The organism is Rhizobium sp. 16-488-2b (assembly GCF_017741815.1).
GTDB lineage: Bacteria > Pseudomonadota > Alphaproteobacteria > Rhizobiales > Rhizobiaceae > Rhizobium.
The window spans coordinates 83971-108410 of record NZ_JAGHMF010000012.1 but is presented as its reverse complement, the minus strand read 5'-3'; the positions used below and the strand labels follow the sequence as shown (position 1 = coordinate 108410).

The window sequence follows — 24440 nt, the reverse complement described above, 5'->3', positions numbered from 1 at the left end:
TCCTGAAATATAGATTTGTCTCAACCGTCGCATGCGTGCTCAAACAGCCGGATTATGCGGCTGAAAGAGCTTTCCCTTTTCGGCGATCAGCACGAAGACGAGGCCGATGATCGAGACGGTGAAGTAACCTGCGACCATCGGAAGCGCCGTGCCGTTGAAGGCCTGGCCGATGCCGGCGCCGATCAGCGCGCCACCGACGGTGCTCATGAAACCGAGGACCGACGAGGCGGTGCCGGCGACGTGGCCGAGCGGCTCCATGGCCAGCGAATTGAAGTTCGAGCCGATCCAGCCGAAATTGAACATCGCCAGACCGAAGAAGCCGATGAACAGGAAGAACGGCATCGGGTGCGGGCCGAATATCAGGGCCAGCAGCCAGATCGTGTTGATGGTGATGAAGGCAAGGAGAGCGCCGTGCGACAGGCGGCGCATGCCGAACTTGCCGACGAGACGCGAGTTCAGGAACGACGACATCGACATGAAGACCGCGACGCCGGCAAAGGCGAAGGGGAAATAGACGCCGAGGCCGTAGATGCCGACATAGATCTGCTGCGCCGAGTTGATGAAGCCGAACAGTGCGCCGAAGATGAATGTGCTGGCGATCGTGTAGCAGAGCGCCACGCGATTGGTGAGAACGACCTTGAAGCCACCCAGCACCGATTTCGCGGTGAAGGGGCGAACGTTCTCCGGACGCAGCGTTTCTGGCAGGCGGATATAGGCCCAGCCGGCGATGATCGCTGCCATTACGGCAATGAACAGGAAGATCAGGTGCCAGCTGCCGAACAGCATGATGATCTGGCCGCTGCCGGGCGCGATAACCGGAACGATCATGAAGACCATCATGATCAGCGACATGACCTCGGCCATCTGCCTTCCGCCGTAAATGTCGCGAACAATGGAGATGGTGATGACGCGGGTGGCCGCGGAGCCGAGACCCTGGATGAAACGCAGGATCAGCAGGCCTTCGAAGGTGGGAATCAGCGCGCTGCCAAGCGAGGAGCAGATATAGATGCCGATGCCGGCCAGCAGTGGAAGGCGGCGACCGAAGCGATCGGACAGCGGGCCATAGATGAGCTGGGCAAAACCGAAGCCGAGAAGATAAGTGGAAACGACGAACTGGCGATGGTTTTCGCTTTCCACGTTCAGGCTGGCGCCGATCTGCTGCAGCGCCGGCAGCATGATGTCGATCGCCAACGAGTTGATCGCCATCAGGAAAGCGGCCAGCGCGATGAACTCACCCTTGCCCATGGGGATGCGGCCCACGTGCGCGGCTTGTGATGAATCTGTCACAATGTAATTCCCAAAAACAGGCCAAGGCGCTGTTCAGCACAGCGCCTCGGACTCAAAATACAGAAATGGAAACCGGGCGGATGCCCGGTGACCGGTCAGGTCAAGCGGCGCCGCGAACGGTTACGCCGTTTTCCTGGAAGTGCTGTTGCAATTCGCCAGCCTGGAACATTTCCTTGACGATGTCGCAGCCGCCGATGAATTCACCCTTGACGTAAAGCTGGGGAATGGTCGGCCAGTTGGAGTAGTCCTTGATGCCCTGGCGGATTTCCGAATCGGCGAGCACGTTGACGCTCTTGTAGTCGACACCGATGTAATCGAGAATCTGCACGACCTGGCCGGAGAAACCACACTGGGGAAACTGCGGCGTGCCCTTCATGAAGAGGACGACGTCGTTGGTCTTGATTTCGTTGTCGATGAATTCGTTGATGCCGCTCATGGGACCTAATCCTTTCAACAGGCGAGTTAAAGGCCCGCCGTTTCAATCGTTAAGCTTAGATAGCATGTGGCGACCGGAATTCCAGCGGGTGGCAACAAAAAAAGGAGGGCCCTATCGGTCTGATGTTCCCGCTGTTGCCGAAGCGTTACGCCTGGCCATCGCCTTTTGAAGCCTCCTGAGAGTTTACGGAGGTTTTAAGCCAATCCACGAAGACAGAGGCCTGAGGCGAGAGATCCTCGAAGCTCCTGGCGACAAGCCAGTATGCGCCATGCGGAATGGTGGTATCGAAGAGCTGCACAAGTTCTCCCGCCATGAGTTCATCGCGGATAAACATCCTGTCCATCAATGCGATACCCTCTCCGCGCAGCGTCGCTTGCAAGATGAGCGCGCCATCGGGATAGACCGAGCCGCGCGTTTCGCCGGCCTGTGCACCGGCGGCCGTAAACCAGCGATGCCAAAGGTCTCGATTGTCTTCATGAAGCAACGGGAATTGCAGCAGATCCGTCGGCTTGGTCACGGGGGCGCGCGCACTCAGCAGATTGGGCGCGATCACGGGGATCATTGTCACGTCGGCGAGCCATTGGCATTCCACCCTCGGCCACTCCGTTCTCGTCGCGCTGTGGCGAACGGCGATCTCCACGCGGCCGGCCCTGAATTCGACCGGGCGCGGGTCCACGTCAAGCAACAGGTCGATATCGGGTTGCAAGTGACTAAATGAGGCCAGGCGCGGCGCCAGCCAGCCCGCCGCGAAGGACGGTTCGACGCTGATCGACAATGACGAAGCGGGCTTATTGGCCTTCAATCGGTCGAGAGAGGTGCCGATCGCGTCGAAACTCGCCGTAAGGACGGCCAGCAACGTCTCGCCCGAGCCGGTGAGAGCGACCATACGGTGGCCCCGCTCGAACAGCGGCTGGCCAAGCTGCCGCTCCAGTTCGCGCACCTGCCGGCTGACCGCGGACTGAGAAATCAGCAGCTCATCGGCAGCCCGGGTGAAACTCCGCAGACGCGCCGCGACCTCGAAACTGCGTAGGGCGGTCAAAGGTAAGCGACCACGTTTCATGGATAACCTCAAGTCATGCGAAGTGGACGATAAGCTCGTTTGAAGACCTTGGGCAACCGGAATTCAATGGCCATCGCGATCAAACCCGCGAGGAAAGACCATGTGGAGCGAAGTCTATCGTCTGATCATAGATGTCATCCGGATCGTCTCGTTTCAGCCGCGCGGCGCCGACAACGCGTGGCGAGCGACCGGCGATTGGCCGATTGAAGACGATTGGGATGTGGAATCGAGAGTGGAGACGTGCCGCCGTAGGCAGTCGAGGGACGATTGAATTGACGGCACGCGTTCACGGAAGAATGAGAAACAAAAATGCCCGGCGGAGCCGGGCATTTTTTAACAGGCTTTGACGGTGGGCCTTATTCCGGCGCCGAGGTCTGCAGCGCCAGCGCGTGCAGGACGCCGCCCATGTTGCCCTTCAGCGCGTCGTAGACCATCTTGTGCTGCTGCACGCGGCTCTTGCCGCGGAAGGCTTCGGCTACGACTTCGGCGGCGTAGTGATCGCCGTCGCCGGCCAGATCACGGATGACCACCTTTGCGCCGGGGATGCCGGCCTTGATCATGTCTTCGATGTCACCGGGTTTCATGGCCATGGTCGATTACTCCTTGCGCATCATTCCGCGGCAGCGAGCGTGCCGCTGCCATCCATGAATTCAGGGAACCATGATTCATGGGCGTGGCGCAATTGCTGAATCGGCAGCGACAGCAGATCGTCGACGACAAGCGCGTCGCCCTCGACGGTGCCGAGGCGGCGGAACGGAACGCCCGCACCTTCGGCGTTGGCGCAGACGAAGCTGGCGACATCGGCGGGGACGGTCAGAACGTAGCGCGCCTGGTCTTCACCGAAGAGAAGCCCGTGGGTTTCGCCGCGACCTTCGCTGAGGCTGATCTTCAGGCCTTTGCCCGAGGACATCGCCATTTCCGCAAGAGCCAGCGCCAGGCCGCCCGAGGAAATGTCGTGGCAGGCGGTTGCCTGGCCGTTGCGGATGACCGAGCGGACGAAGTTGCCGTTGCGGCGTTCGGCGAAGAGATCGACTTCCGGCGGCGGGCCATCCGTGCTGCCGAGAATATCGCGCAGGTAGATCGACGAGCCGAGGTGGCTGCCGTCGGTGCCGATCATGATGACCTTGTCACCATCGGATGCGCTGCCGATGCGCGCCATCTTCTTCCAATCACCAAGCAGGCCGACGCCGGCGATGGTGGGGGTCGGAAGGATCGCGACGCCGTTGGTCTCGTTATAGAGCGAGACGTTGCCCGAGACGATCGGGAAGTCGAGTGCACGGCAAGCTTCGCCGATGCCCTTCACGGCCTGCACCAGCTGGCCCATGATCTCGGGCTTTTCCGGGTTGCCGAAGTTGAGGTTGTCGGTCGCCGCCAGCGGCTCGGCGCCGGTTGCGGTGATGTTGCGCCAGCATTCGGCCACGGCCTGCTTGCCGCCCTCGAACGGATCGGCCTCGACATAGCGCGGCGTCACGTCGGAGGAGAAGGCAAGCGCCTTGGTCGGATGCGTGTCGACGCGCACGACGCCGGCGTCGCCGCCCGGCAGCTGCAGCGAGTTGCCCTGGATCAGCGTGTCATACTGTTCGTAGACCCAGCGGCGGCTGGACTCGTTCGGCGAGCCGACGAGCTTCAGCAGCGTCTGGCCGTAATCCTCTGGCGCTGCGACAAGGTTGGCAGGAAGCGGTGCGCGCTTGTCGGCTTCGCGCCAGGGGCGGTCATATTCCGGTGCCTGATCGCCGAGATCCTTGATCGGCAGGTCGGCGACTTCAACGCCCTGGTGCATGACGCGGAAGCGCAGGTCATCGGTAGTCTTGCCGACGATCGCGAAATCGAGGCCCCACTTGACGAAGATCGCCTTGGCCACTTCTTCCTTGGCAGGCTCGAGAACCATGAGCATGCGCTCCTGGCTTTCCGACAGCATCATCTCGTAAGCGGTCATCTGGTCCTCGCGCACCGGAACGGTGTCGAGGTCGAGCAGGATGCCGAGGTCGCCCTTGGCGCCCATTTCGACAGCCGAACAGGTGAGGCCGGCCGCGCCCATGTCCTGGATGGCGATGACGGCGCCGGTCTGCATCAGCTCGAGGCAGGCCTCGAGCAGGCACTTTTCAGTGAAGGGGTCGCCGACCTGAACGGTCGGGCGCTTTTCTTCGATCGATTCGTCGAATTCCGCCGATGCCATGGTCGCGCCGCCGACGCCATCACGGCCGGTCTTTGCGCCGAGATAGACGACGGGAAGGCCGACGCCCTTGGCTTCGGAGAGGAAGATGCCGTCGGACTTGGCAAGGCCGGCCGCGAATGCGTTGACCAGGATGTTGCCGTTGTAGCGCGCGTCGAACTCGACTTCGCCGCCGACCGTCGGAACGCCGAAGGAATTGCCGTAGCCGCCAACACCGGAGACGACGCCGGACACGAGGTGCTTCGTCTTCGGATGATCAGGCGAGCCGAAGCGCAGCGCGTTCATGGCGGCGATCGGGCGGGCGCCCATGGTGAAAACGTCGCGCAGGATGCCGCCGACGCCGGTCGCCGCACCCTGATAGGGCTCGATGTAGGACGGGTGGTTGTGGCTCTCCATCTTGAAGACCACGACGTCGCCGTCGTCGATGTCGACGACGCCGGCGTTTTCACCGGGGCCCTGGACGACGCGCGGACCCTTGGTCGGCAGCGTGCGGAGCCACTTCTTGGAGGATTTGTAGGAGCAGTGCTCGTTCCACATGGCCGAGAAGATGCCGAGCTCGGTGAAGGTCGGCTCCCTGCCGATCAGATCCAGAATCCGCTGGTATTCGTCCGGCTTCAAGCCGTGGGCGGCGATCAATTCTGGAGTGATCGGGCGGGTATTGGAAATGGTCATGAGCTCTGCGAAGTCCCTGCCGTTGCGCGATTTCGGTGTCTTTAGCCTAAGTGGGTGCGGCGCGCGACAGAAAAAAGCCCGCTGTTCACAGAGAGCGGGCTTCGAAGTGCAATATCGGGAAGTTTAGAACTTGTAGCCGACCTGGATGCCGGCGCGCGTCATGCCGTTATTCGGCCCATCGCAGAGATTTGCGTGCGAGGAATGGGCGACTTGCGCCATGACATTCCAGTGCGCGTCAAAGCGATAACCGGCGCCGACATATTCGTGGAAGAGGAAGCGACAGCCGAGATTGGGGCCATCAGCGTTGTTTTCGAGATCGCCATTGTGCCAGACACCGCCGAAACCGGCTTCGGCGAAGATCTTCTCGTTGAAGTTCACCGTCCAGGCGAGACCGCCGAAGATCTGGGTTGCTTCGCCTGACGTGCCGATCGAGGTGCCGAGGTTCAGGCGCGGACGAGCGAGCGTCTGCTTCCAGTTCTTCGCCGTATCTTGATCAAACGGGTCGAAGAAGACCGTGACTTCCGGAAACACGCCGTCTTCACGGCTGTGGCCGTCCTGGATCGACGCCGAGGCGCCAAAGCGCAATTCGTCGAAGATCTTTTCATCCGCGTGGGCCGAGATCGGCAGGAGCGAGATGTTTGCAAGGAGAGCCGCGAGGAGTAGTCCGCGGCCAGTCGATGCCGATGCCTTGCTATTCATTGTCATGCGTCGCCTTTGGTGCCGGCGCAGATCGCCGTTCTCACCGCAATTGGTAGCATGCAAATCGATTCGGTAAAGCTGACAGACGCTGAAAGCCCTAGATTTTAATGGGTGCGGCTGATCTGCAACAGCTCTAGACCTCGCCGTCGTATCCGGCGCCGCCGCTTTCAAGCAGGCGTCGAACCGTCATCAAACCTGCAACCATTTCTCCTCTGTCCTTGGGGGAGGAGAAGCTGATGCGCACGCGGTGATAGACCTTGTCGGTGCGCGCCGCCTTGAACTCGTCCTCGTCGTCGATCAGCACGCCGTCGCGGAAGGCGGCGTTCTTGAAGGTGCCGGAGAGCCAGGGATCGGGAAGCTTCAGCCAGATGAACGGCACATGTGGGTGCGAAACGAAATCGAAGCCCTGAAGCGTCTCGCGCGCCAGCCGCTCGCGCCCTGACAGCTCCGTGATGCAGGCCTCGCGGATCTCGTGCGCCTCGCCGCTCTCCACAAGCCGGGCACAGGCTTCGGCCAGAATGAAGGGCAGGCCGCCGGTGATCATCTTGTGGGTGACCTTGATGCGCTGGGCGAAATGCGGTGGGCAAGCGACCCAGCCGCCACGGATGCCGGCGGCCACCGATTTCGACAGTCCGCTGATCAGGAAGGTACGATCGGGTGCCAGCGAGGCCAGCAGCGGGTTTTCGTCGCCGGTCATGCCGCCGTATAGATCGTCCTCGATCAGCCAGACGCCATGTCTGCGCGCGATCTCGGCGATCTTGGCGCGCCGCTCATGCGGCATGGTTGATAGCGTCGGGTTGTGGGCCGTCGGCATCAGGAAGGCGAGCTTCGGGTGTTGCTGCGAGCATAGCCGTTCGAAATCATCGGGAATGACGCCATGTTCGTCGGAATCGACGGTGATGGTCCGCCGACCAAGGATCCGGGCGCTGCGGCTCACCTGCGTATAGCTCAGGTTCTCGAAGACGATCTTGTCACCGGGCGAGGATATGGCCGAGATGACCGCGATGGCGGCCGCGTGCGCGCCGAGCGTGGGCACGATGTTTTCGGTGTCGGGCGCCCAATCGTTGCGCGACAGCCACCGGCGTCCGGCCTCATACCAGTTCTTCGGAAAGACCCGCGAATAGGAGGAGATCTCGGCAAGCTGCTGCTCGCCGATATCGGCGAGGATGCGGCCGATGGCTTTGCCCTGGCCAAGATCGGGAGCCGCCGTCGTGTCGAAGCGGATTTTTCCCGATGGCGCGTCGATTGTCCTGGTGCCGCCGAGCGCAATCGTCAGCGGATCGGGCTGATTGCCGGGCGCCGTCTCCGCCCGATCCAGGACATAAGTCCCGCGTCCGACTTCACCTGCCACCAGCCCGCGCTCATGCACCAGCGCGTAGGCGCGGCCGATTGTGCCGATTGTCACGCCGATATCATAAGCCAGATTGCGCTGCGGCGGCAGCTTGCTGCCTGCGGGCAGGGCGCCACTGGCGATGGCGGATTCGATATTGTCCGCGAGACGCAAATAGACCGGGCCGGAGCCGCGCGAGAGATCAGGGAGCCAATTTGTCATGATGACAATTTCCTAGATTGTCACCCTCGGCCTGTCAAGTCTATCACATGCAACGCATACAATCAGCGATCGGATAGTGACATGTCAGTAGCGCCTGACTTCATGAGAGACAATCGGCTCCATCAAGCGGAACAATTCCGTCAAACGGCGAGGTTTGACCGTCACGATATGTGGGCGGCTCTTGGCCGCGTGTGGGGCAAGGTCGCGCTCTGGCAGCAGAAGCGGGCCAGCGGTCGCGTGCTCAGAGATCTGACGGATACGGAGCTCCTCGACATCGGCATCAGCAGGGCCGATGCCGGCAAGGAAGTCGGCAAGTCGTTCTTCTGGGATTGAGGCTCTTTGGTCTAAGGCCGGCTTAGCTGCAGCTCTTGTTGCCACCGGCCCAGCGCGTGACGTCGCCAGCAATGCGCGGGCGTGCCGGGCTATCCATCATCGGGCCGAAGGCGTCGAGCTTGGAAGGGTTGCCTTCTGCCTGGACGACCAGCAGCGGCCGGCTTTCCGGGCTGCCCTTGTGGACGACGAGAATGCGTGGGCGGCCGGAGAAGGAATTGAGCTCCGGCGCCAGCTTGTAGGCGGCAAACGCCGCGTCGCCCGACTTGAACCAGCAGTTGTTGGCCGCCACCGCCACGCGTTCCATGGTCGACAGCGCACTGCGGTCCTGGGAGGGCGCGGATGTCTTGGATTGGCAAGACGCAACCAGTGCCGCGGTCGCGGCAATGGCGAGGACATGTGTCAGGGGAAGGTGAGGGCGCATCGATCTTGCTCCAGTGGACCGGATGAATGGCCTCATATCCGTTTAAGGTTAAGCAGCGATTACGTCGAGCGCGGAAGCGAACAACGCCCGGCCGTCGGAGCCGCCATGGGCTGCTTCGATCAGGTTTTCCGGATGCGGCATCATGCCGAGCACGTTGCCGCCCTCGTTCATGACGGCTGCGATGTCGTTCAACGAGCCGTTCGGGTTGGTGCCCTCGGCGTAGCGGAAGACCACCTGGCCGTTGCCTTCGATCTTCGCCAGCGTTTCGGCGTCGGCGAAATAGTTGCCGTCGTGATGGGCGACCGGGCAGCGGATGACCTGGCCCTTGGCATAGGCGCGGGTGAAATCCGTCTCGGCATTCGCCACTTCGAGCTTGATCTCGCGGCAGACGAACTTCAGCGAGGAATTGCGCATCAAAGCACCCGGAAGCAGGCCGGATTCGACCAAGATTTGGAAGCCGTTGCAGACGCCCAGAACCTTCACACCCTTGTTGGCCTTCTCGATGATCGCCTGCATGACCGGCATGCGCGCGGCGATCGCGCCGCAGCGCAGATAGTCGCCATAGGAGAAACCGCCCGGGATGACGATCAGATCGACATCTGGGATATCGGTCTCCGTCTGCCAGATCGTCACCGGCGCCTGGCCGGAGATCTTGGTGAGAGCGGCGATCATGTCACGATCGCGATTGAGGCCCGGAAGCTGAACGACGGCGGATTTCATGGGTGTGGTTCAAACCTTGCTTGTGCTTCTGCGAGTTCTCGAAGTTCGAGACGGTTTTCGATGCGTTCGAGGCGTTGGTCGTGACGGTCGAGCACGCTGTAGATGTTGTGGATGTCGTGATGCATGGACACCATCGTTCCACGCATCGCGTTCATCTCTTCCTTTAGTCCGCGCTGGCCGAATTTCAGCTCAGCGATATCTGCATGCACGCGCTTCAAAAGTTCATACACCAGTTCACTGCTGATTTCAGCCATCGGACAATCTCCGCAACCGTTAGTCGAGAGAAATAGTATAGTTCTCGATAACGGTGTTGGCGAGGAGTTTTTCGCACATGGCCTTGATGTCGCCTTCGGCCTTGGCCTTGTCGGTGCCTTCGACTTCGACGTCGAATACCTTGCCCTGGCGAACATGGCCGACGCCGTCGAAGCCCAGCGCGCCAAGCGCGCCTTCGATGGCCTTGCCCTGCGGATCGAGAACGCCGTTTTTCAGCGTGACGGTTACACGAGCCTTGATCACTTTGTCTTCCCTGCCTTTTTAGCGAATGTCTTGCTTAGCCGTTGTGTTACTTGACGAGAACCGGACCGGTGCCGCGCACAGGCTCGTTCTCGTTGATGATGCCGAGGCGGCGCGCCACTTCCGAATAGGCTTCGAGAAGGCCACCCATGTCGCGACGGAAGCGGTCCTTGTCCATCTTTTCCTGGGTGTCGATGTCCCAGAGACGGCAGCTGTCGGGCGAAATTTCGTCGGCGAGGATGATGCGCATCATGTCGCCCTCATAGAGGCGGCCGCATTCGATCTTGAAGTCGACGAGCTGGATGCCGACGCCCAAAAACAGGCCGGTCATGAAGTCGTTGACGCGGATCGCCAGCGCCATGATGTCGTCCAGTTCGGCGGGGTTGGCCCAGCCGAATGCGGTGATGTGCTCTTCGGAGACCATCGGGTCTTCGAGTGCGTCGGACTTGTAGTAGAACTCGATGATCGAGCGCGGCAGCACAGTGCCTTCCTCGATGCCCAGGCGCTTGGCCAGCGAGCCGGCGGCGACATTGCGCACGACGATCTCAAGCGGGATCATCTCGACTTCGCGGATCAACTGCTCGCGCATGTTGAGGCGGCGGATGAAGTGCGTGGGAATGCCGATCTTGTTCAGATGGTTGAAGATGAACTCGCAGATGCGGTTGTTCAGAACGCCCTTGCCATCGATGACTTCGTGCTTCTTCTTGTTGAAGGCGGTGGCGTCGTCCTTGAAGAACTGGATCAGCGTGCCTGGCTCGGGTCCCTCATACAGAATCTTGGCCTTGCCCTCGTAAATACGGCGGCGACGGTTCATTGCGATTGTTCTCTTGTCGTTGGCGCTCTTGGGATTAGCGCGAGTGGATCGATCTCGTGGCGTCCCCATAAAGGAAAAGCGAGGGTTTCACAATCCGCCTGTCACTCCTTCCCCGGATTCCGGTCTTCCGGAGCACCGATGCGAGAATCGAATGTCTAAGAAATGCATTCTACCCCGTTTCCCGGCTTAACAAAACGACCTCAGGTTTATGCCGGGGTTGTGCAGTGTTTTATTTGGAGGCAGTCGCCTTGCTCGGCTTGCGGGGCGCCGGCGTATTTGCGGCTGCGGCCGCCTGGCGCCAGCTCGCGGCGCGCACGAAGGAGGGGATCTGCATTGCCGGCATGGGGCGGGCCAGCGCATAGCCCTGCAGCACGTCGCAGCCGAGGTCGCCCAGGATCCGCGCGTGCTCCATGGTCTCGACGCCTTCGGCGGTTACCAGGATGCTCAGGGAGCGGCCGATCTCGATAATCGAGCGGACGAGCTTGCGCTGTTCCGACGAGGTCGGCAGCATGCGGATCAGCTCGCGGTCGATCTTCAGCGTCTTCGGGCTCAGCCTGAGCAGGCTGACGATCGAGGCGTGGCCGGTGCCGAAGTCGTCGATCTCGATGTCGATGCCGAGGCGGCGGAACTGACGGAGATTGGCGATGACGGCATCGTCGCAATCATCGAGCGAAATGGATTCCAGAAGCTCGAAAGCGATGGTTCCAGGCGCGATCTTCAGTGCCCGCAGCTTCTTGCCGAGCGCCGGGTCGTCAAGTCTCCGGGAGGAGACATTGACCGCGATCTTCGGAATGACGATGCCTTCGCTCTCCCAGGCGGCGCGATCGACAAGCGCTTGCTCAAGAATGACGCCGTCGATGGTCGCCACTACGTTGATGTCCTCGGCGATGTCGAGGAAGCGATCTGGGGCGAGCAGGCCGTGTTCGCGATGTTGCCAGCGGGCGAGCGTTTCGACGCCTGTGACATCAAGCGTGCGGGCATCGAACTGCGGCTGGTAGAAGGGCACGAATTCGCGCCGCTCGAGGCCGATCAGGATGTCGTCGGCCAATCGCTTGCTGGCGATCACCTGGCGGCGAGCGTCCTTGGAGAAGAATTCGTGCCGGTTCCGGCCGCCGCTCTTGGCGCGGTAGAGCGCGATGTCGGCGTTGAGCAGGAGTTGCTTGCCATCAAGCATCGGGCCGCTGTCGGTGGCGATGCCGACGCTGGCGCCGAAGCGGCATTCGTGATGCTCGTAGCGGATCGGACGGCTGAGCTCGCGCACGATGCGCTCGGCCATGTTGGATATCTTCTTCGGCGTCACATCGAGCGCGCAGAGCACCACGAATTCGTCGCCGCCGATGCGGGCCACGAAGTCGCCCGGGCGAACGGTTTCGGTCAGCACAGATGCTGCGTGCTTCAGCATGGCGTCGCCGGCGCGGTGGCCGAGCGTGTCGTTGATCTGCTTGAAGCGATCGAGGTCGATATGCAGCACCGCGAGCGTATCGTCGGTAGTGCTTGCTTTAGTCGAATATTCTTCGAGCTTGCGGTCGAGGTAGCGGCGGTTCGGCAGCCCGGTCAAAAAGTCATGGAGGGCGAGATGCTCGATGCTTTCCTTTGCCGCCTCGAGTTCGCGGTTGTGGGCCTCGGCGAGGTCCTTGGCGCGCTGGAGCTCGGCGTTGAGCGCCACTTCCTCGGTCACGTCCCAATTCGCGCCGATCAGCTTGCGATGGCCGTTGCCGTCGATGAAGAAGGCGGCCTTGGCGCGGATGACGCGCTCTGCGCCGTCGCCGCGGATGATCCTGAATTCGTGCTGGAAGCCCGATTGGCGCTCGATGTTCTCCGCCACCGTCGCCTGCACTCGCTCGCGGTCGTCGGGATGCAGCGTTTCGGTCCAGACGTCGCCCTGCGAGGCGCGTGTCGGGTTCGTGATGCCGTAGATCCACAACAGGCGCGCGTCCCATTCGACGGTGCCGGCATCGAGATCGGATTCGAACACGCCGATCCCTGAAATGTCGAGCGCAAGATCAAGCCGCCGCGACATGTGCGCCAGCCGCTCTTCCGCTTCCTTGCGGGCGGTGATGTCGGTGTCCGTGCCGACGAGGCGGGCAGGGGCGCCGTTTTCATCCCACTCGACGCAGGCGCCGCGGCATTCGATCCAGATCCAATGGCCGTCCCGGTGGCGTTCGCGATATTCGAAAACACGGAAGTTGGGGTCACCGGCATTCTGCCGGTCGATCGCCTCGATGACGAAGGCGCGGTCGTCGGGATGGATCAGCGCGATCCAGACGTCGTAGTCGCCATCCGCCTCTTCGTCGGGCGCCATGCCACGCATGGTCTTCCATGTCTCGGAATAATAGCGTGTTCCAAGCTTGAGGTTGTGATCCCATACGCCGAGATCCGAGCCGACTAGGGCGTAGTTCCAGCGGCTCTCGCGCTCGACGAGCGCGTCGGTCTCGCGTTCGGAAGCATTCGCTGAAGCGATGCTGTCACCGCTTTTGCTTGAACCAATCGGTTGATCAGGCCTCTTCTTCGTCAATGCTCGCACTCGCTCGTCTGGCGTGTGTCAATTTGCTTATATTAAATTAAGCCGAGCTTAATATCGGAGCAAACTTATCGCGCTGTCCAGTGCTCCCAAAGTCGTGCTCTCGGTCAGCCACTAATCGCGGCGATGTCATTTGCAACGATGTCACAACGGCCGCAAAATACCTGCTCGGTGTTTTCCGCCCTATATGATGGGTATGGAGGAAAAGCCATGGCTCAGGATTGGCCAATGTTCATCATGCAATGCGTCGTGCTCGCCGCGTTCGCGAGCGTGTTTTTCGTGCGCGGCGAGGGCGACTGAGTTCTGTCCGCGTGGGAATGCGAGCGCGGCCTAGCCCTTGAGACGACTGAGGAACTGCGCGAAGACCATCGTGCCCTCGGGCCACGGGCCGTGACCGGAATCGGCGTTGATGTGGCCGGACTCTCCCGCATCGACCAGCAATGAGCCCCAGCTTGCGGCGATCTCGTCGGCATGCTCGTAGGTGCCGAAGGGATCGTTGCGGCTGGCGACCGTGACGCTCGGAAACGGCAACGGCTCGCGTGGGTAGGGGCCGAAGGTCATCAGGTGCTTCGGGCGGATATCGGGGTTGGTGACATCGGGTGGCGCGACCAGGAAGGCGCCGGCAACAGGCTTCTCGAACTGCGGGATCGCATGCAGAAGCGACGGCACGCCAAGCGAGTGGGCGACAAGCACCACCGGGCGGGTCGACTTATTGACTTCCTCGGCAATCCGCGCTGCCCAGTCCTCGCGCACGGGCTTGGACCACTCCGTCTGCTCGACGCGGCGCGCGGTGCTGAGTTTCGCCTCCCAGCGGCTCTGCCAGTGGTCGGGGCCGGAGTTGGTGTAACCGGGGATGATGAGGATTTCGGCGTCTGAAGCTTTCATGGTGCCGCCGATGTGAGAAGGCGGGGCGATAAAGTCAAGGGAAAGCAGGACAGCTCGGCCAATTTTTGTTATGTTAGCGCATTGCCGGTCGCGTTCGATGTCGGCACCGCCGATGCTCTCGCCGCTGGCCTCAATGGCTGAAGAGGAGAAAGCCATGACGGCATTTCACGTCATGTCCGGCGCGGACGATGTCTATTCGCGCCCGGTCATCAACAAAATTGGCCTTGCCGACGTCTTCGACGCCATCCGGCTGGGGATGATGGATTTCAGGGAAAAACCATCGCATTACGTGTTTCTGTGTCTGATGTATCCGATCGCGGGCATTTTTCTCGCGGTCGCCACGTCGAGCGCCAACCTGCTGCCGATGATCTTTCCGCTGATCGCGGGCTTTGCGCTGATCGGGCCTCTGGCGGCGATTGGCCTCTATGAGATCAGCAGGCGGCGGGAGGCTGGGATGGACAGTTCCTGGCGGCACGCGATGGAAGTGACGCGGTCGCCGGCCTTTCCGTCAATCGTCACCGGCGGGCTGATGCTGTTTGCCTTCTTCGTCGTCTGGCTGGTGGCTGCGCAGACGCTTTATCTCAATGTGTTGAGCGACGTGTTTCCGCGATCGATGTCAGCCTTCTTCTCAGAGATTTTCGGCACAACGGAAGGCATGCAGCTGATCATCTGGGGCAACCTGATCGGTTTCGGCTTTGCGCTGATCGTGCTGGCGACGACCGTCGTCACCTTCCCGATCCTGCTCGACCGCGACATCGGCCTCGTGGCCGCCATGGAGACGTCGCTGCGGGCGACGTTCGCCAATCCGGTTCCAGTCCTGTGCTGGGGGCTGATCGTTGCCGTGTCGCTTGCCGTCGCCACCATCCCGCTCTTCGTCGGGCTGGCGCTGGTGATGCCGATCCTCGGCCATTCGACCTGGCACCTCTATCGCAAGCTGGTGGCGCCGCCGATCGTTTGATCGCCATCTGGTTCACTCAGGAACCCAATGCCTCCCGCGGAGTTTGACTGGTGCAAGCTTTGAGGGAGGCAAACATGGCAGACACGCAGCATATCTTCATGCGCTTTTCGGCGAAGACGTCGGAATGGGCCGGCAAGCCCGTGACCTTGCATTGATCCTGGTGATCCTCTGGGCCGTGACGGGGCCGTTCTTCGATTATTCGGAGACGTGGCAGCTGGTGATCAACACCGGCACCACGATCATCACGTTCCTCATGGTGTTCGTGCTGCAGAACGCCCAGACGCGCGATACGCGGGCCATCCAGGCGAAGCTCGACGAGTTGATACTGACCAGCCATGCGGAGAACCGGTTCATCGGCATCGAGAACCTCGACGAGGACGACCTGAAACATCTCGATCGGCTGGTGGCCAAGGCTGCGAAGGGCGGGCAGGCGGAGAAGCAGGCGGCGGCCGATGCCGCGCCGAAATCCACGAAGACGGCAACCGCTATGCGCAAGAAGATCGATGCCGCGCGTTCGCAGAAGGACAAACGAAAAACGGCGCCCCGAAAGGCGCCGCAGAAGAGTTGATCAGGTCGATCAGCTGTTGGCGAAGACCCGGTTGAAGATCGTGTCGACATGCTTGGTGTGGTAGCCGAGGTCGAACTTCTCGCGGATTTCCTCTTCCGACAGTGCGGCGCGCACTTCGGCGTCGGCAAGCAGTTCCTCAAGGAAGTCGGCGCCCTTTTCCCAGACCTTCATGGCATTGCGCTGGACCAGACGGTAGCTGTCCTCACGGGACACGCCGGCCTGGGTCAGCGCCAGAAGGACGCGCTGGCTCATGACCAGGCCCTTGAACTGGTTCATGTTGCGCAGCATGTTCTCGGGGTAGATTACCAGCTTCTCGATAACGCCGGCCAGACGGTTCAGCGCGAAATCCAGCGTGATCGTCGTGTCTGGGCCGATGGCGCGCTCGACGCTCGAATGGCTGATGTCGCGCTCATGCCAGAGAGCGACATTTTCCATGGCCGGGACAACCGACATGCGCACCAGGCGGGCAAGACCCGTCAGGTTTTCTGTCAGCACCGGGTTGCGCTTGTGCGGCATGGCCGACGAGCCCTTCTGGCCGGGCGAGAAGAACTCTTCGGCTTCGAGCACTTCGGTGCGCTGCATGTGGCGGATTTCGATGGCGACGTTTTCGATCGACGAGGCGATCACGCCGAGCGTGGCGAAGAACATCGCGTGACGGTCGCGCGGGATGACCTGGGTCGAGATTGGCTCGGCGGCGAGGCCGAGCTGTTCGCAGACATATTCCTCGACGCTCGGGTCGATATTGGCAAAAGTGCCGACGGCGCCCGAGATCGCGCCGGTCGCGACTTCGGCGCGGGCAGCGATCAGACGATCGCGGTTGCGCTTCATTTCAGCGTAGAAGCGCGCGAAGGTCAGGCCCATCGTCGTCGGCTCGGCGTGGATGCCGTGGCTGCGGCCGATGCGGACCGTGTCCTTGTGTTCGAAGGCGCGGGTCTTCAGCGCCGCAAGAACGCGGTCCATATCGGCAAGCAGAAGATCGGCTGCGCGCACCAGCTGGATGTTGAAGGTGGTGTCCAGCACGTCGGAAGAGGTCATGCCCTGGTGGACGAAGCGGCTGTCGGGGCCGATGAATTCCGCCAGGTGCGTCAGGAAGGCGATGACGTCGTGCTTGGTGACGGCTTCGATCTCGTCGATGCGGGCGACGTTGAATTCGGCGACCGAACCCTTTTCCCAGATGGTGCGCGCGGATTCCTGCGGGATGACGCCGAGGTTGGCGAGCGCGGTGCAGGCATGAGCCTCGATCTCGAACCAGATACGGAATTTGGTTTCGGGCGACCAGATGGCAACCATTTCAGGTCGGGAGTAGCGCGGGATCATGGCTTCCTGCTTTCGTTCGTAAGGAATGTTGGCGTTCTAAAGGGGAATATTGGCGCCCGTGTAGCAAAGACGCGCGGCAATCTCAACGCATGCGTTTCGCGAGCGCGAAACTCGTTGCCAGCAGGCAGGCGAGCCCGAGGGGGACGAAGAGCCGCAAACCGAGCACCATGAACTGGTAGACGGAGCTCGCGCCGGTGAAGATGAGCTGGAAAAACCAGATCACAGATCCTCCCGGTGCATGCCAGCGCGAGTAGAAAACCCGGTAGTCCATGGCGAAGAGAAACGCCGTCATCAGGATGGTGCAGGCCGCAAGCGCCACGAAGAAGGCGGCGAAGCGCGTTTCGATCCGGCGACCGTGCGCGAAGAAGCGACCCAGCATCAGCGCAAAGGGCCAGGCAAGCAGGCCGCCCGCGAAATAGAGGATGGCGAGATCGCCGAGGTGGCTGGTCTCCAGGCCGTTGCGCAGATAGAGCGTGCTCATTGCCGCAGCCAGCATCTGGAGAGCCCAGAGCGGCGCGCCGATGAGCACGGCGGAGTAGGGCGGGTACGCAGCCCGTAGCCGGTCTCCCATCAGCGACGCGCCGCTCCCGATCTTACTTGGCCCGATCTTACTTGGATTGCCCTTCAGCCGCGGTCCGGAGTGCCGAAATCGCCTGCTTGTAGGCCTCGACGGAGCCGCCCTTGAAGATGGCGGAGCCGGCGACAAGCACGTTGGCGCCCGCCTTGCCGATCACAGGCGCGGTTTCGATCGTCACGCCACCGTCGACCTGAAGATCGATTGGACGGTCACCGATCAGTGACTTGGCGGCGGCGATCTTGTCGGCCATGGCGGGAATGAACTTCTGGCCGCCGAAACCGGGATTGACCGACATGATGAGGATCAGGTCGATATCATCCAGCACGTTCTCGAAGACGGAGAGCGGCGTTGCCGGATTGAGGGTGACGCCGACCTTCTTGCCGAGATTGCGCACGGTTTGCAGCGAGCGGTGCAGGTGCGGGCCGGCCTCGGCATGGATGGTGATCCGGTCGCAGCCGGCCTTGGCGAAGGCTTCGAGATAGTCGTCGACGGGCGCGATCATCAGGTGGCAGTCGAAGGTGGCGTCGGTGTAGGAGCGCAGCGACTTGATGACATCGGGGCCGAAGGAGATGTTGGGAACGAAGTGACCGTCCATGACGTCGAGGTGGATCCAGTCGGCGCCGGCCGCGGTCACGTCGCGCACCTCCTGGCCAAGCTTGGCGAAGTCGGCGGCCAGAACGGATGGCGCGATGCGGATGGGCTGGGTCATTGTCTCTCTCCGTTGAAGTCGCCTGGGATCAAGCAGGCGTTATTGCGCCGGCGCGCCGAAGGGGACGAATGCCCCGGAGCGCCATTGCATCAGCTGATAAGGGTTTTGCGACAGCTCGTGGCCGGCGTCGAAGGTGATCTGGCCGAGCACGGTGTCGAAGGGCATGCCGCCGAGATGCTGGGCGACCGGCCGCTCATCGCCTGCCGCCGCCTGCACCGCCTTGATGGCGATCTCGACCGCGGCATAGGCCGGCAGGACATAGCCTTCCGGCTCGATGCCTGCAGCGCGTAGCGCGACACCTGCGGGCGACGCATCGGCGCGGGCGGTATAATCGGGCAGCGTGACGGCCAGCACGCCATCGGCGAGCGGCAGCGGCTGATCGGCCGCGCGCATTCCGTCACCGCCCATCAGGTCGAGCGCGATCTTTTCGGCCTTGGCGTCGCGGGCGATGATGGAGACGTCGCTGCGGTCGCCGCCGATGAAGACCTTGGTCGCGCCCGCTCTCTTGAGCCGGCGAACGAGTGCGATCTGCTGCTCCTGGCCCGGGCGGTATGTATCGGTGAAAATAGGCTTCAGGCCGTTCTGCTCCAGCGCGTTACGCACCGCCTCGGTGAGTTCGCGACCGTGGATCGTGCCGTCTTCGACCAAGGCGATTGGGCTCGACGCCCAGTCGCGCAGGATGACCTCGATGATCTTCGCGGCCTCGGCGCCATCGGCGGGCGCAAGACGAAAGAGCGGCCAGCCGTTCTTCAGCGCGTCCTCCATGAGAATGCGCGAGCGCACCGACACGGTGATAGCCGGGATGTTGGCGTCCTTCAGCTTGGGCAGCGCGCCGTCCAGCGTCTGGCTGCAGAGGAAGCCGATGGCGACCTGGACCTTGGCTGCGATCAGCGCATCGGCGACGGCGCCGCCGCTATTGTCCTCGCAGGGTTCGTTGACGGTGACGATGGTGTCGCCATCCTGGCGGATCTTCGCCTCGGCGCCGGCAACGATCTCAGCGCCCAGCGAGGCGAAACTACCCGTCTGCGGAGCGACGACGCCAATCGTCACGCCGGCTGCATGGCATTCCCCGGCTGCGACAAGCAGCAGCGGCAGAAGACCTAAGCAACGCGAGATAGTCATGAAAGATGCACGCCCCAACCGTTTATTCCTGCTCTTTTATCCGTCCGGAATGGATCGTCAAAGAAAAACGCGCGGATTGGTCGCTTTTCGGCATCGGTTTGTAGAAAAGATAACCTATGACCGTCATAATGCGCGCGAAATGCGTGTGTTCGTGGAGTGAAATTTTGTTGAGCAAGCAACCGATCGATCCCGGCCTTTACAGGGACGCGATGAGCCGCTTTGGCGGGCACGTTCAGTTGGTGACGACCGCGGTCGGCGACCAGCGGCGCGGGGTGACGATCACGGCGGCCTGCTCCGTCTCGGACAGTCCGGCGACGGTGCTGGTCTGCCTCAACAACAGCAATCCGAAGAACGAGATTTTCTTCCGCAGCGGGATCTTCGCGCTGAATACGCTGGGCGCGCATCACCAGGCGCTGGCCGACGCATTTTCCGGGCGCACGAAAATGGAAGACGGCGATCGTTTCTCGACGGGCCGTTTCGACAAGCTGGTCACCGGTGCGCCCGTGCTCATGGACGCGCTCGCCTCCTTCGATTGCCGGGTGACGGAGATCAAGGAAATGACGACGCATCACATCATCTTCGGCGAGGTCATGGCGGTGCGGTTCGACGAGGCGAAGCCGGCGCTGTTCTACATGAACCGCGATTACTACACTCTGTAAGGCGGGCACGATCATGGACGCGGCCGAAATCGAAGAGATGTTCCAGGGGCTTGGCCCCGTCACCATCAAGCGCATGTTCGGCGGCAAGGGGATCTATCATCTCGGCCGGATCATCGCGCTCGAGTTTCGCGGCGACATGCTTTTGAAGGCCGATGACGTCAGTTCGCCCGCCTTCGCCGAAGCCGGCGCCAGCCAGTGGACCTATGAGGGAAAGACCGGCAAGCCGGTGAAGATGCCGTACTGGTCGATCCCCGACGACGCCTATGACGATCCGGATCTGATGGCGGGATGGGTGCGGCTGGCTTACGAGGCGGCGATGCGGGCGGAGTGATCGGCCGCGCTTTGAAACTTCAATTCTAGAACTGTTCCGGGCCGAGATGGCCAATGGCGGCCGCAGCGAAAGCGGAGAGCGGTTGCGGCAGATCGTTGCGCGAAAACCAGCCGAAATCCGACAGCTTGTCGGGCTCGGTCAAAGCAGGTTCGCCGGCATAGTCTTCGGCGATATAGAGAAGCGAGATCCAGTGCTGGCGGTCGGCGTCGCTGATCACCTCGGTCTGGCCGAGAAGGCTGACGCGGCCGATTTCAAGGCCGCTTTCTTCCTCGGCCTCGCGTTTCGCCGCCTGTTCGGCCGGCTCCATATGATCCACCTTGCCGCCCACGATGCTCCAGTGGCCGGCTTCAGGCGCCTTGACGCGCTTGTAGAGGAGGATCTTTTTGTGGCGCAGGATAACCAATCCTACGCCGAGACCCGGAAAATCAATGCCGGGGCTACCCATCCTGTCAAATCTTGGCGTTTGCCGTGATCAGCATGAAGGCGGGGATGTCGTCGCCGAAGCCAACTGGAGTCGGGCCGTCATCGTGGTCGCGGTAGCGGCGGCGGTCGCGATTGTCATCGTTAGCCGGATAAGGGCGGCGGTCGCGCGCGTTGTTGTTCTGCCTGTTGTTTTCTGCTTTGCGCTCTTGCTTCACGCTTTCGACCCTTGCTGGTGCGGCTTGTACCGGTGCGGCTGCTGTTTCGATCGTCTCGACGCCATTATCCTCGGCGGCGATATCAGATTTATGACCCGAACGATTTCTGCCGCGGCCACGGTCCTTATCCCGCTCACGGCCGCCCTTGCGGCGCGAGCGATCGTCGTCACGGCTCGGCTCGGCCGGCGGCAACGACGAGAGGTCGCCATTGTGCCATTCGATCTTCTCACCGATCAGCTTTTCGATCGCGTCGGTGAACTTCTGGTCGCGGCTGGTGACGATGGTGAAAGCAGAGCCTGCACGGCCTGCGCGGCCGGTACGGCCGATGCGATGCACGTAGTCATCCGCATGGATGGGCACATCGAAATTGAAGACGTGGCTGACATCGGGGATATCCAGACCACGGGCCGCGACGTCGGATGCCACCAGAAGCTGGAGCTGGCCGTCGCGGAAATTCTGCAGCATGGTCGTGCGCGAACGCTGGTCCATGTCGCCATGCAGCGCGCCGACGGAGAAGCCGTGACGTTCCAGCGAGCGGAACAGATCGGCAACGTCCTTCTTGCGGTTGCAGAAGATGATGGCGTTCTTCAGCTCTTCCTGGGCGCGGATGAGATCACGGAGCGTCGAACGCTTTTCGTAATCCTTGCCATGGGCGGCGACGAATCGCTGCGTGATGGTCTTGGAAGCGGAAGCCGGCTTGGCGACTTCGACGCGTTCCGGGTTCTGAAGGAAGCGATCTGCCAGCTTCTGGATCTCCGGCGGCATGGTCGCCGAGAAGAACAGCGTCTGGCGGGTGAACGGGATCATCTTGGCGATGCGTTCGATATCGGGAATGAAGCCCATGTCGAGCATGCGGTCGGCTTCGTCGATGACGAAGATCTCGACGCCGCTCATCAGGAGCTTACCGCGCTCGAAATGGTCAAGCAGGCGGCCGGGGGTGCAGATGAGGACGTCGGCGCCACGCTCGAGCTTGCGATCCTGCTCTTCGAACGAAACGCCGCCGATCAGAAGCGCGACGTTGAGGCGGTGGTTCTTGCCGTACTTCTCGAAGTTCTCAGCCACCTGGGCGGCGAGTTCGCGGGTCGGCTCGAGGATCAGCGTGCGCGGCATGCGAGCGCGGGCGCGGCCCTTTTCGAGCAGCGACAGCATCGGCAGAACGAAGGAAGCGGTCTTGCCGGTGCCCGTCTGTGCGATGCCGCAAATGTCGCGGCGCTGAAGCGCAAACGGAATCGCGCCAGCCTGAATAGGTGTTGGCACCGTGTAGCCCGCGTCGGTGACAGCGGAAAGCACTTTTTGGCTCAAGCCAAGATCAGCAAATGTCGTCAAAGGGAAAACTGTTTCCGTTCCGGTTCGGCCAGGCTCAGGCTTGAGTCGGCGGGATTGCATGCCGCAATGCAGCGCCACATAGGCTGAAACGGTTGAGAAGTCAAGGAACCGGCGCGGTCTCAGGGTTGTTGAGGTAAAACCACCGTTAGCGGGATCGTTCAGTTTATATAGCTGGCGAGTTTCGTGCCGGCGCTGATGAAGTAGATCGGGTCCACGGCGCGGCCATTCTGGCGCACTTCGTAATGCAGATGCGTGCCCGTGGAGCGGCCCGTGCTGCCGGCGAGACCGATCGTATCCTCACGGCCAACAGTGTCACCGACCTTGACCAGAACTTCGGACATGTGGCCGTAGCGGGTAGAGATGCCATTGCCGTGGTCGATCTCGACCATGTTGCCATAACCGCCGGTCCAGCCGGCCGTGACCACCTTGCCGGGCGCGGTCGGGCGGACCTTTTCGCCGGGTGCGAAGCGGAAATCGACGCCGGAATGCAGCGCCAGCCGACCGAGGAATGGATCGCGGCGGTTGCCAAAGGGGCTGGTGATTTCCTTGCCGATGGCGGGGTTCTGGAAGGGAAGCGACGAGGCAGTGTTGCGCACGGTTTCGAGCCGGGTGAGGGCGGTGTCGAGCTGTGCCAGCGAATTGTCGAAGTCGTCGCCGCTCTCGGGCTCGACATAGGGACCGCCAACGGCGCTGTCCGCGTCCGGCTTGACGCTTGCCGTTTCCGAGGGGACGCGGATCTGGAAGCGGGTCAGCACGTTGGAAATCGCAGCCGAAGCATCGGTCGCATCCGTCGTCAGCTGGCTGACGCGGTCGCGCTGGCGCTGCTCGATCCCTTTGAGCGAGAGTGTCACCTTGGAGAAGACGCGGTCGGCGCGGTCGCCCATGGTTTCGCGGGCGGGAACGTAGGAGAGCGTCGAGTTGTCAGGCGTCACGTCGGCCGGCGTTGCGTCACCCGCGAGCTGCCGTTCGATCGCCTGCATGGCGGCGGGCAATTCGGCGCGCTTGCCTTTGGTCTCGGGCGCATAGGCGGAGGCGGGCGTTTCGGTCTTGGCGTCGAGGCCGGAACTTTCGGCGCGGTCAAGTAGCTGGCCGAGCTTGCCGCGGCGCGAGGTCAGCGCCTGCTGCTGTTCCATCAGCTTGTCGACCTTGTCTTCCACGACCTGCTGATCGAGCAGCTGGCGGGAGGTGACGCGATCGACCTGGGCGCGCAGTGCCGCGATGCGATCCTCGTAGTCATGCTGCATGCGCGCCTGGCGCGCCATGGTTGCGCCAATCAGATCGTCACGCAGCACCAGATAGGAGGTTGCGAGCAGGTAGCCGATGGCGAAAACGCCCACGAAGCAGAACGCGATTGCCGCCATCCACGGCTTGACGGTCAGGTGACGAACCCGATCGCCGCTGGCAAGGATCAGGATATGCTCCTGTTTTTGCTTGCCGAATACGCCGTTCTGCTGTGTGTGCGCCACGGAGAATCTCCCAACTGACGGACCTGCCTCAATTGGGTCGATTACACACTGTTAAGGTTAACAAAGCCTTAGATTTGGCCTTATTCAACGCATGGGCGAATTTTTGGAGTTTACTCTCGCCACACTCAGGAGGCGAGATTCTGGACCGCCGTCAGCACGGCTTCGGCGTGGCCCGCGACCTTCACCTTCTGCCAGATCGTGGCGATCGTGCCATCCGGCCGGATCAGGAATGTCGTGCGCTCAACGCCCATGTAGCTGCGGCCATACATGCTCTTCTGTTTCCAGACGCCATAGGCCTCCAGCGTGGTCTTCTCCTCGTCGGCCGCGAGCGTCACGCCGAGCTTGTGCTTCTTGATGAAGCGATCATGGCAGGCAGCCGAATCCGGCGACATGCCGATGACGGCGGCGCCGGCCTTTTCGAACTCGTCGGCAAGGGAGGTGAAGGCGATCGATTCGGTCGTGCAGCCTGACGTGTCGTCCTTCGGATAAAAGAAAATAACCAATGCCTTGCCGCGGAAATCCGTCAGCTTCACGCGTCCGCCGCCATCGCGCGGGAGATCGAAGTCGGGCGCGCTGGAGCCGATGCTGAGTTCCGCCATGGGGAAACCTTTCTTTTGCCGGGTTTGTGGATAAGAGGTGATTTGCCAGATATATATTGGACAAATCGCCGTCCAGCCAGTCTG

At 61.8% G+C, this 24440-nt stretch carries 27 protein-coding genes and 1 pseudogene; 6 read left to right on the top strand and 22 right to left on the bottom strand.

The features are described from left to right. Nucleotides 1–39: 39 nt before the first annotated feature. The 7 genes from J5286_RS12555 to J5286_RS12525 form a co-directional block, all read right to left on the bottom strand. A complete protein-coding gene (locus tag J5286_RS12555; protein ID WP_209190691.1) occupies nt 40–1245 on the bottom strand; it encodes a multidrug effflux MFS transporter in 1206 nt (401 codons plus the stop codon). 142 nt (nt 1246–1387) lie between these two features. Next, nucleotides 1388–1723 carry a Grx4 family monothiol glutaredoxin gene (gene grxD, locus J5286_RS12550; RefSeq protein WP_018902196.1) on the bottom strand — a complete coding sequence of 112 codons (336 nt, stop codon included), beginning with the start codon at nt 1721–1723 and terminating at the stop codon, nt 1388–1390. A gap of 145 nt (nt 1724–1868) precedes the next feature. Continuing rightward, nucleotides 1869–2783 carry a LysR substrate-binding domain-containing protein gene (locus J5286_RS12545; protein WP_209190596.1) on the bottom strand — a complete coding sequence of 305 codons (915 nt, stop codon included), beginning with the start codon at nt 2781–2783 and terminating at the stop codon, nt 1869–1871. A 356-nt stretch (nt 2784–3139) separates the two neighbouring features. Then, nucleotides 3140–3373, bottom strand: coding sequence for a BolA/IbaG family iron-sulfur metabolism protein (locus tag J5286_RS12540; RefSeq protein ID WP_018902199.1), 234 nt, complete (start codon nt 3371–3373; stop codon nt 3140–3142). Between the two features lie 20 nt (nt 3374–3393). Further along, nucleotides 3394–5628, bottom strand: a complete 2235-nt coding sequence (gene purL / locus J5286_RS12535; RefSeq protein WP_209190595.1) for a phosphoribosylformylglycinamidine synthase subunit PurL — start codon at nt 5626–5628, stop codon at nt 3394–3396. A 123-nt stretch (nt 5629–5751) separates the two neighbouring features. After that, complete coding sequence (locus J5286_RS12530; protein WP_209190594.1) at nt 5752–6327, bottom strand: acyloxyacyl hydrolase; 576 nt, start codon at nt 6325–6327, stop codon at nt 5752–5754. 133 nt (nt 6328–6460) lie between these two features. Then, the gene (locus J5286_RS12525; RefSeq protein WP_112941610.1) at nt 6461–7879 is read right to left on the bottom strand and encodes an aminotransferase-like domain-containing protein; all 1419 of its coding nucleotides are present in this window, start codon (nt 7877–7879) and stop codon (nt 6461–6463) included. Between the two features lie 81 nt (nt 7880–7960). Here J5286_RS12525 and J5286_RS12520 point away from each other — a divergent pair, with 81 nt between their 5' ends. Further along, a complete protein-coding gene (locus tag J5286_RS12520) occupies nt 7961–8212 on the top strand; it encodes a DUF1127 domain-containing protein (RefSeq protein ID WP_209190593.1) in 252 nt (83 codons plus the stop codon). Between the two features lie 22 nt (nt 8213–8234). On the opposite strand, the gene J5286_RS12515 is transcribed toward J5286_RS12520, so the two are convergent. From J5286_RS12515 to J5286_RS12485, 7 genes are all read right to left on the bottom strand, one after another. After that, nucleotides 8235–8633, bottom strand: coding sequence for a hypothetical protein (locus J5286_RS12515; RefSeq protein ID WP_209190592.1), 399 nt, complete (start codon nt 8631–8633; stop codon nt 8235–8237). Nucleotides 8634–8681: 48 nt separating this feature from the next. Next, the gene (purQ, locus tag J5286_RS12510) at nt 8682–9353 is read right to left on the bottom strand and encodes a phosphoribosylformylglycinamidine synthase subunit PurQ (RefSeq protein ID WP_018902205.1); all 672 of its coding nucleotides are present in this window, start codon (nt 9351–9353) and stop codon (nt 8682–8684) included. Next, nucleotides 9350–9607 (bottom strand): hypothetical protein, encoded by a 258-nt coding sequence (locus J5286_RS12505; RefSeq protein ID WP_112941606.1) that lies wholly within the window; start codon nt 9605–9607, stop codon nt 9350–9352. Before J5286_RS12505 ends, purQ begins: the two co-directional genes overlap by 4 nt. A 19-nt stretch (nt 9608–9626) precedes the next feature. Next, complete coding sequence (gene purS / locus J5286_RS12500) at nt 9627–9869, bottom strand: phosphoribosylformylglycinamidine synthase subunit PurS (protein ID WP_018902207.1); 243 nt, start codon at nt 9867–9869, stop codon at nt 9627–9629. A 46-nt stretch (nt 9870–9915) separates the two neighbouring features. Beyond that, complete coding sequence (gene purC, locus J5286_RS12495; RefSeq protein WP_113011293.1) at nt 9916–10680, bottom strand: phosphoribosylaminoimidazolesuccinocarboxamide synthase; 765 nt, start codon at nt 10678–10680, stop codon at nt 9916–9918. Nucleotides 10681–10909: 229 nt separating this feature from the next. Beyond that, nucleotides 10910–13141, bottom strand: coding sequence for a putative bifunctional diguanylate cyclase/phosphodiesterase (locus tag J5286_RS12490; protein WP_348529259.1), 2232 nt, complete (start codon nt 13139–13141; stop codon nt 10910–10912). Between the two features lie 390 nt (nt 13142–13531). Continuing rightward, the gene (locus J5286_RS12485) at nt 13532–14086 is read right to left on the bottom strand and encodes an RBBP9/YdeN family alpha/beta hydrolase (RefSeq protein ID WP_209190590.1); all 555 of its coding nucleotides are present in this window, start codon (nt 14084–14086) and stop codon (nt 13532–13534) included. Between the two features lie 154 nt (nt 14087–14240). On the opposite strand from J5286_RS12485, the gene J5286_RS12480 reads away from it, so the two are divergent. Both J5286_RS12480 and J5286_RS12475 read left to right on the top strand, forming a co-directional pair. After that, nucleotides 14241–15044, top strand: coding sequence for a DUF2189 domain-containing protein (locus tag J5286_RS12480; RefSeq protein WP_018902212.1), 804 nt, complete (start codon nt 14241–14243; stop codon nt 15042–15044). A 74-nt stretch (nt 15045–15118) separates the two neighbouring features. Next, nucleotides 15119–15612, top strand: a pseudogene (locus tag J5286_RS12475) (low affinity iron permease family protein). 9 nt (nt 15613–15621) lie between these two features. Here J5286_RS12475 and purB read toward each other — a convergent pair. The 4 genes from purB to J5286_RS12455 all read right to left on the bottom strand — a co-directional run bounded on the left by purB (nt 15622) and on the right by J5286_RS12455 (nt 19337). Next, complete coding sequence (purB, locus tag J5286_RS12470; RefSeq protein ID WP_209190589.1) at nt 15622–16929, bottom strand: adenylosuccinate lyase; 1308 nt, start codon at nt 16927–16929, stop codon at nt 15622–15624. An 82-nt stretch (nt 16930–17011) separates the two neighbouring features. Further along, nucleotides 17012–17500: a hypothetical protein gene (locus J5286_RS12465; protein WP_209190588.1), complete on the bottom strand. Its 489-nt coding sequence runs from the start codon at nt 17498–17500 to the stop codon at nt 17012–17014. 37 nt (nt 17501–17537) lie between these two features. Beyond that, nucleotides 17538–18215, bottom strand: a complete 678-nt coding sequence (gene rpe / locus J5286_RS12460) for a ribulose-phosphate 3-epimerase (protein WP_209190587.1) — start codon at nt 18213–18215, stop codon at nt 17538–17540. Between the two features lie 39 nt (nt 18216–18254). Then, on the bottom strand, nt 18255–19337 hold the full coding sequence (locus J5286_RS12455) for a branched-chain amino acid ABC transporter substrate-binding protein (RefSeq protein WP_209190586.1): 1083 nt from the start codon (nt 19335–19337) through the stop codon (nt 18255–18257). On the opposite strand from J5286_RS12455, the gene J5286_RS12450 reads away from it, so the two are divergent. The 3 genes from J5286_RS12450 to J5286_RS12440 are packed head-to-tail and all read left to right on the top strand — an operon-like array spanning nt 19336 to nt 20327. Then, entirely contained in the window at nt 19336–19497 is a 162-nt protein-coding gene (locus J5286_RS12450; protein WP_155947887.1) for a hypothetical protein, read from the top strand. The two genes, J5286_RS12455 and J5286_RS12450, sit on opposite strands and share 2 nt — an antisense overlap. A gap of 4 nt (nt 19498–19501) precedes the next feature. Further along, a complete protein-coding gene (locus J5286_RS12445; RefSeq protein WP_245205908.1) occupies nt 19502–19996 on the top strand; it encodes a flavin reductase in 495 nt (164 codons plus the stop codon). Nucleotides 19997–20009: 13 nt separating this feature from the next. After that, the gene (locus tag J5286_RS12440; RefSeq protein ID WP_112941599.1) at nt 20010–20327 is read left to right on the top strand and encodes a TfoX/Sxy family protein; all 318 of its coding nucleotides are present in this window, start codon (nt 20010–20012) and stop codon (nt 20325–20327) included. A gap of 25 nt (nt 20328–20352) precedes the next feature. Here J5286_RS12440 and J5286_RS12435 read toward each other — a convergent pair whose 3' ends face one another. From J5286_RS12435 to J5286_RS12420, 4 genes are all read right to left on the bottom strand, one after another. Further along, complete coding sequence (locus J5286_RS12435) at nt 20353–20772, bottom strand: NUDIX domain-containing protein (RefSeq protein WP_209190585.1); 420 nt, start codon at nt 20770–20772, stop codon at nt 20353–20355. 4 nt (nt 20773–20776) lie between these two features. Further along, nucleotides 20777–22351, bottom strand: coding sequence for a DEAD/DEAH box helicase (locus tag J5286_RS12430; protein ID WP_511458236.1), 1575 nt, complete (start codon nt 22349–22351; stop codon nt 20777–20779). Nucleotides 22352–22449: 98 nt separating this feature from the next. Beyond that, nucleotides 22450–23670, bottom strand: a complete 1221-nt coding sequence (locus tag J5286_RS12425; RefSeq protein ID WP_245205915.1) for a M23 family metallopeptidase — start codon at nt 23668–23670, stop codon at nt 22450–22452. A 212-nt stretch (nt 23671–23882) separates the two neighbouring features. Further along, on the bottom strand, nt 23883–24356 hold the full coding sequence (locus J5286_RS12420) for a peroxiredoxin (protein ID WP_209190583.1): 474 nt from the start codon (nt 24354–24356) through the stop codon (nt 23883–23885). Nucleotides 24357–24440: the final 84 nt, after the last annotated feature.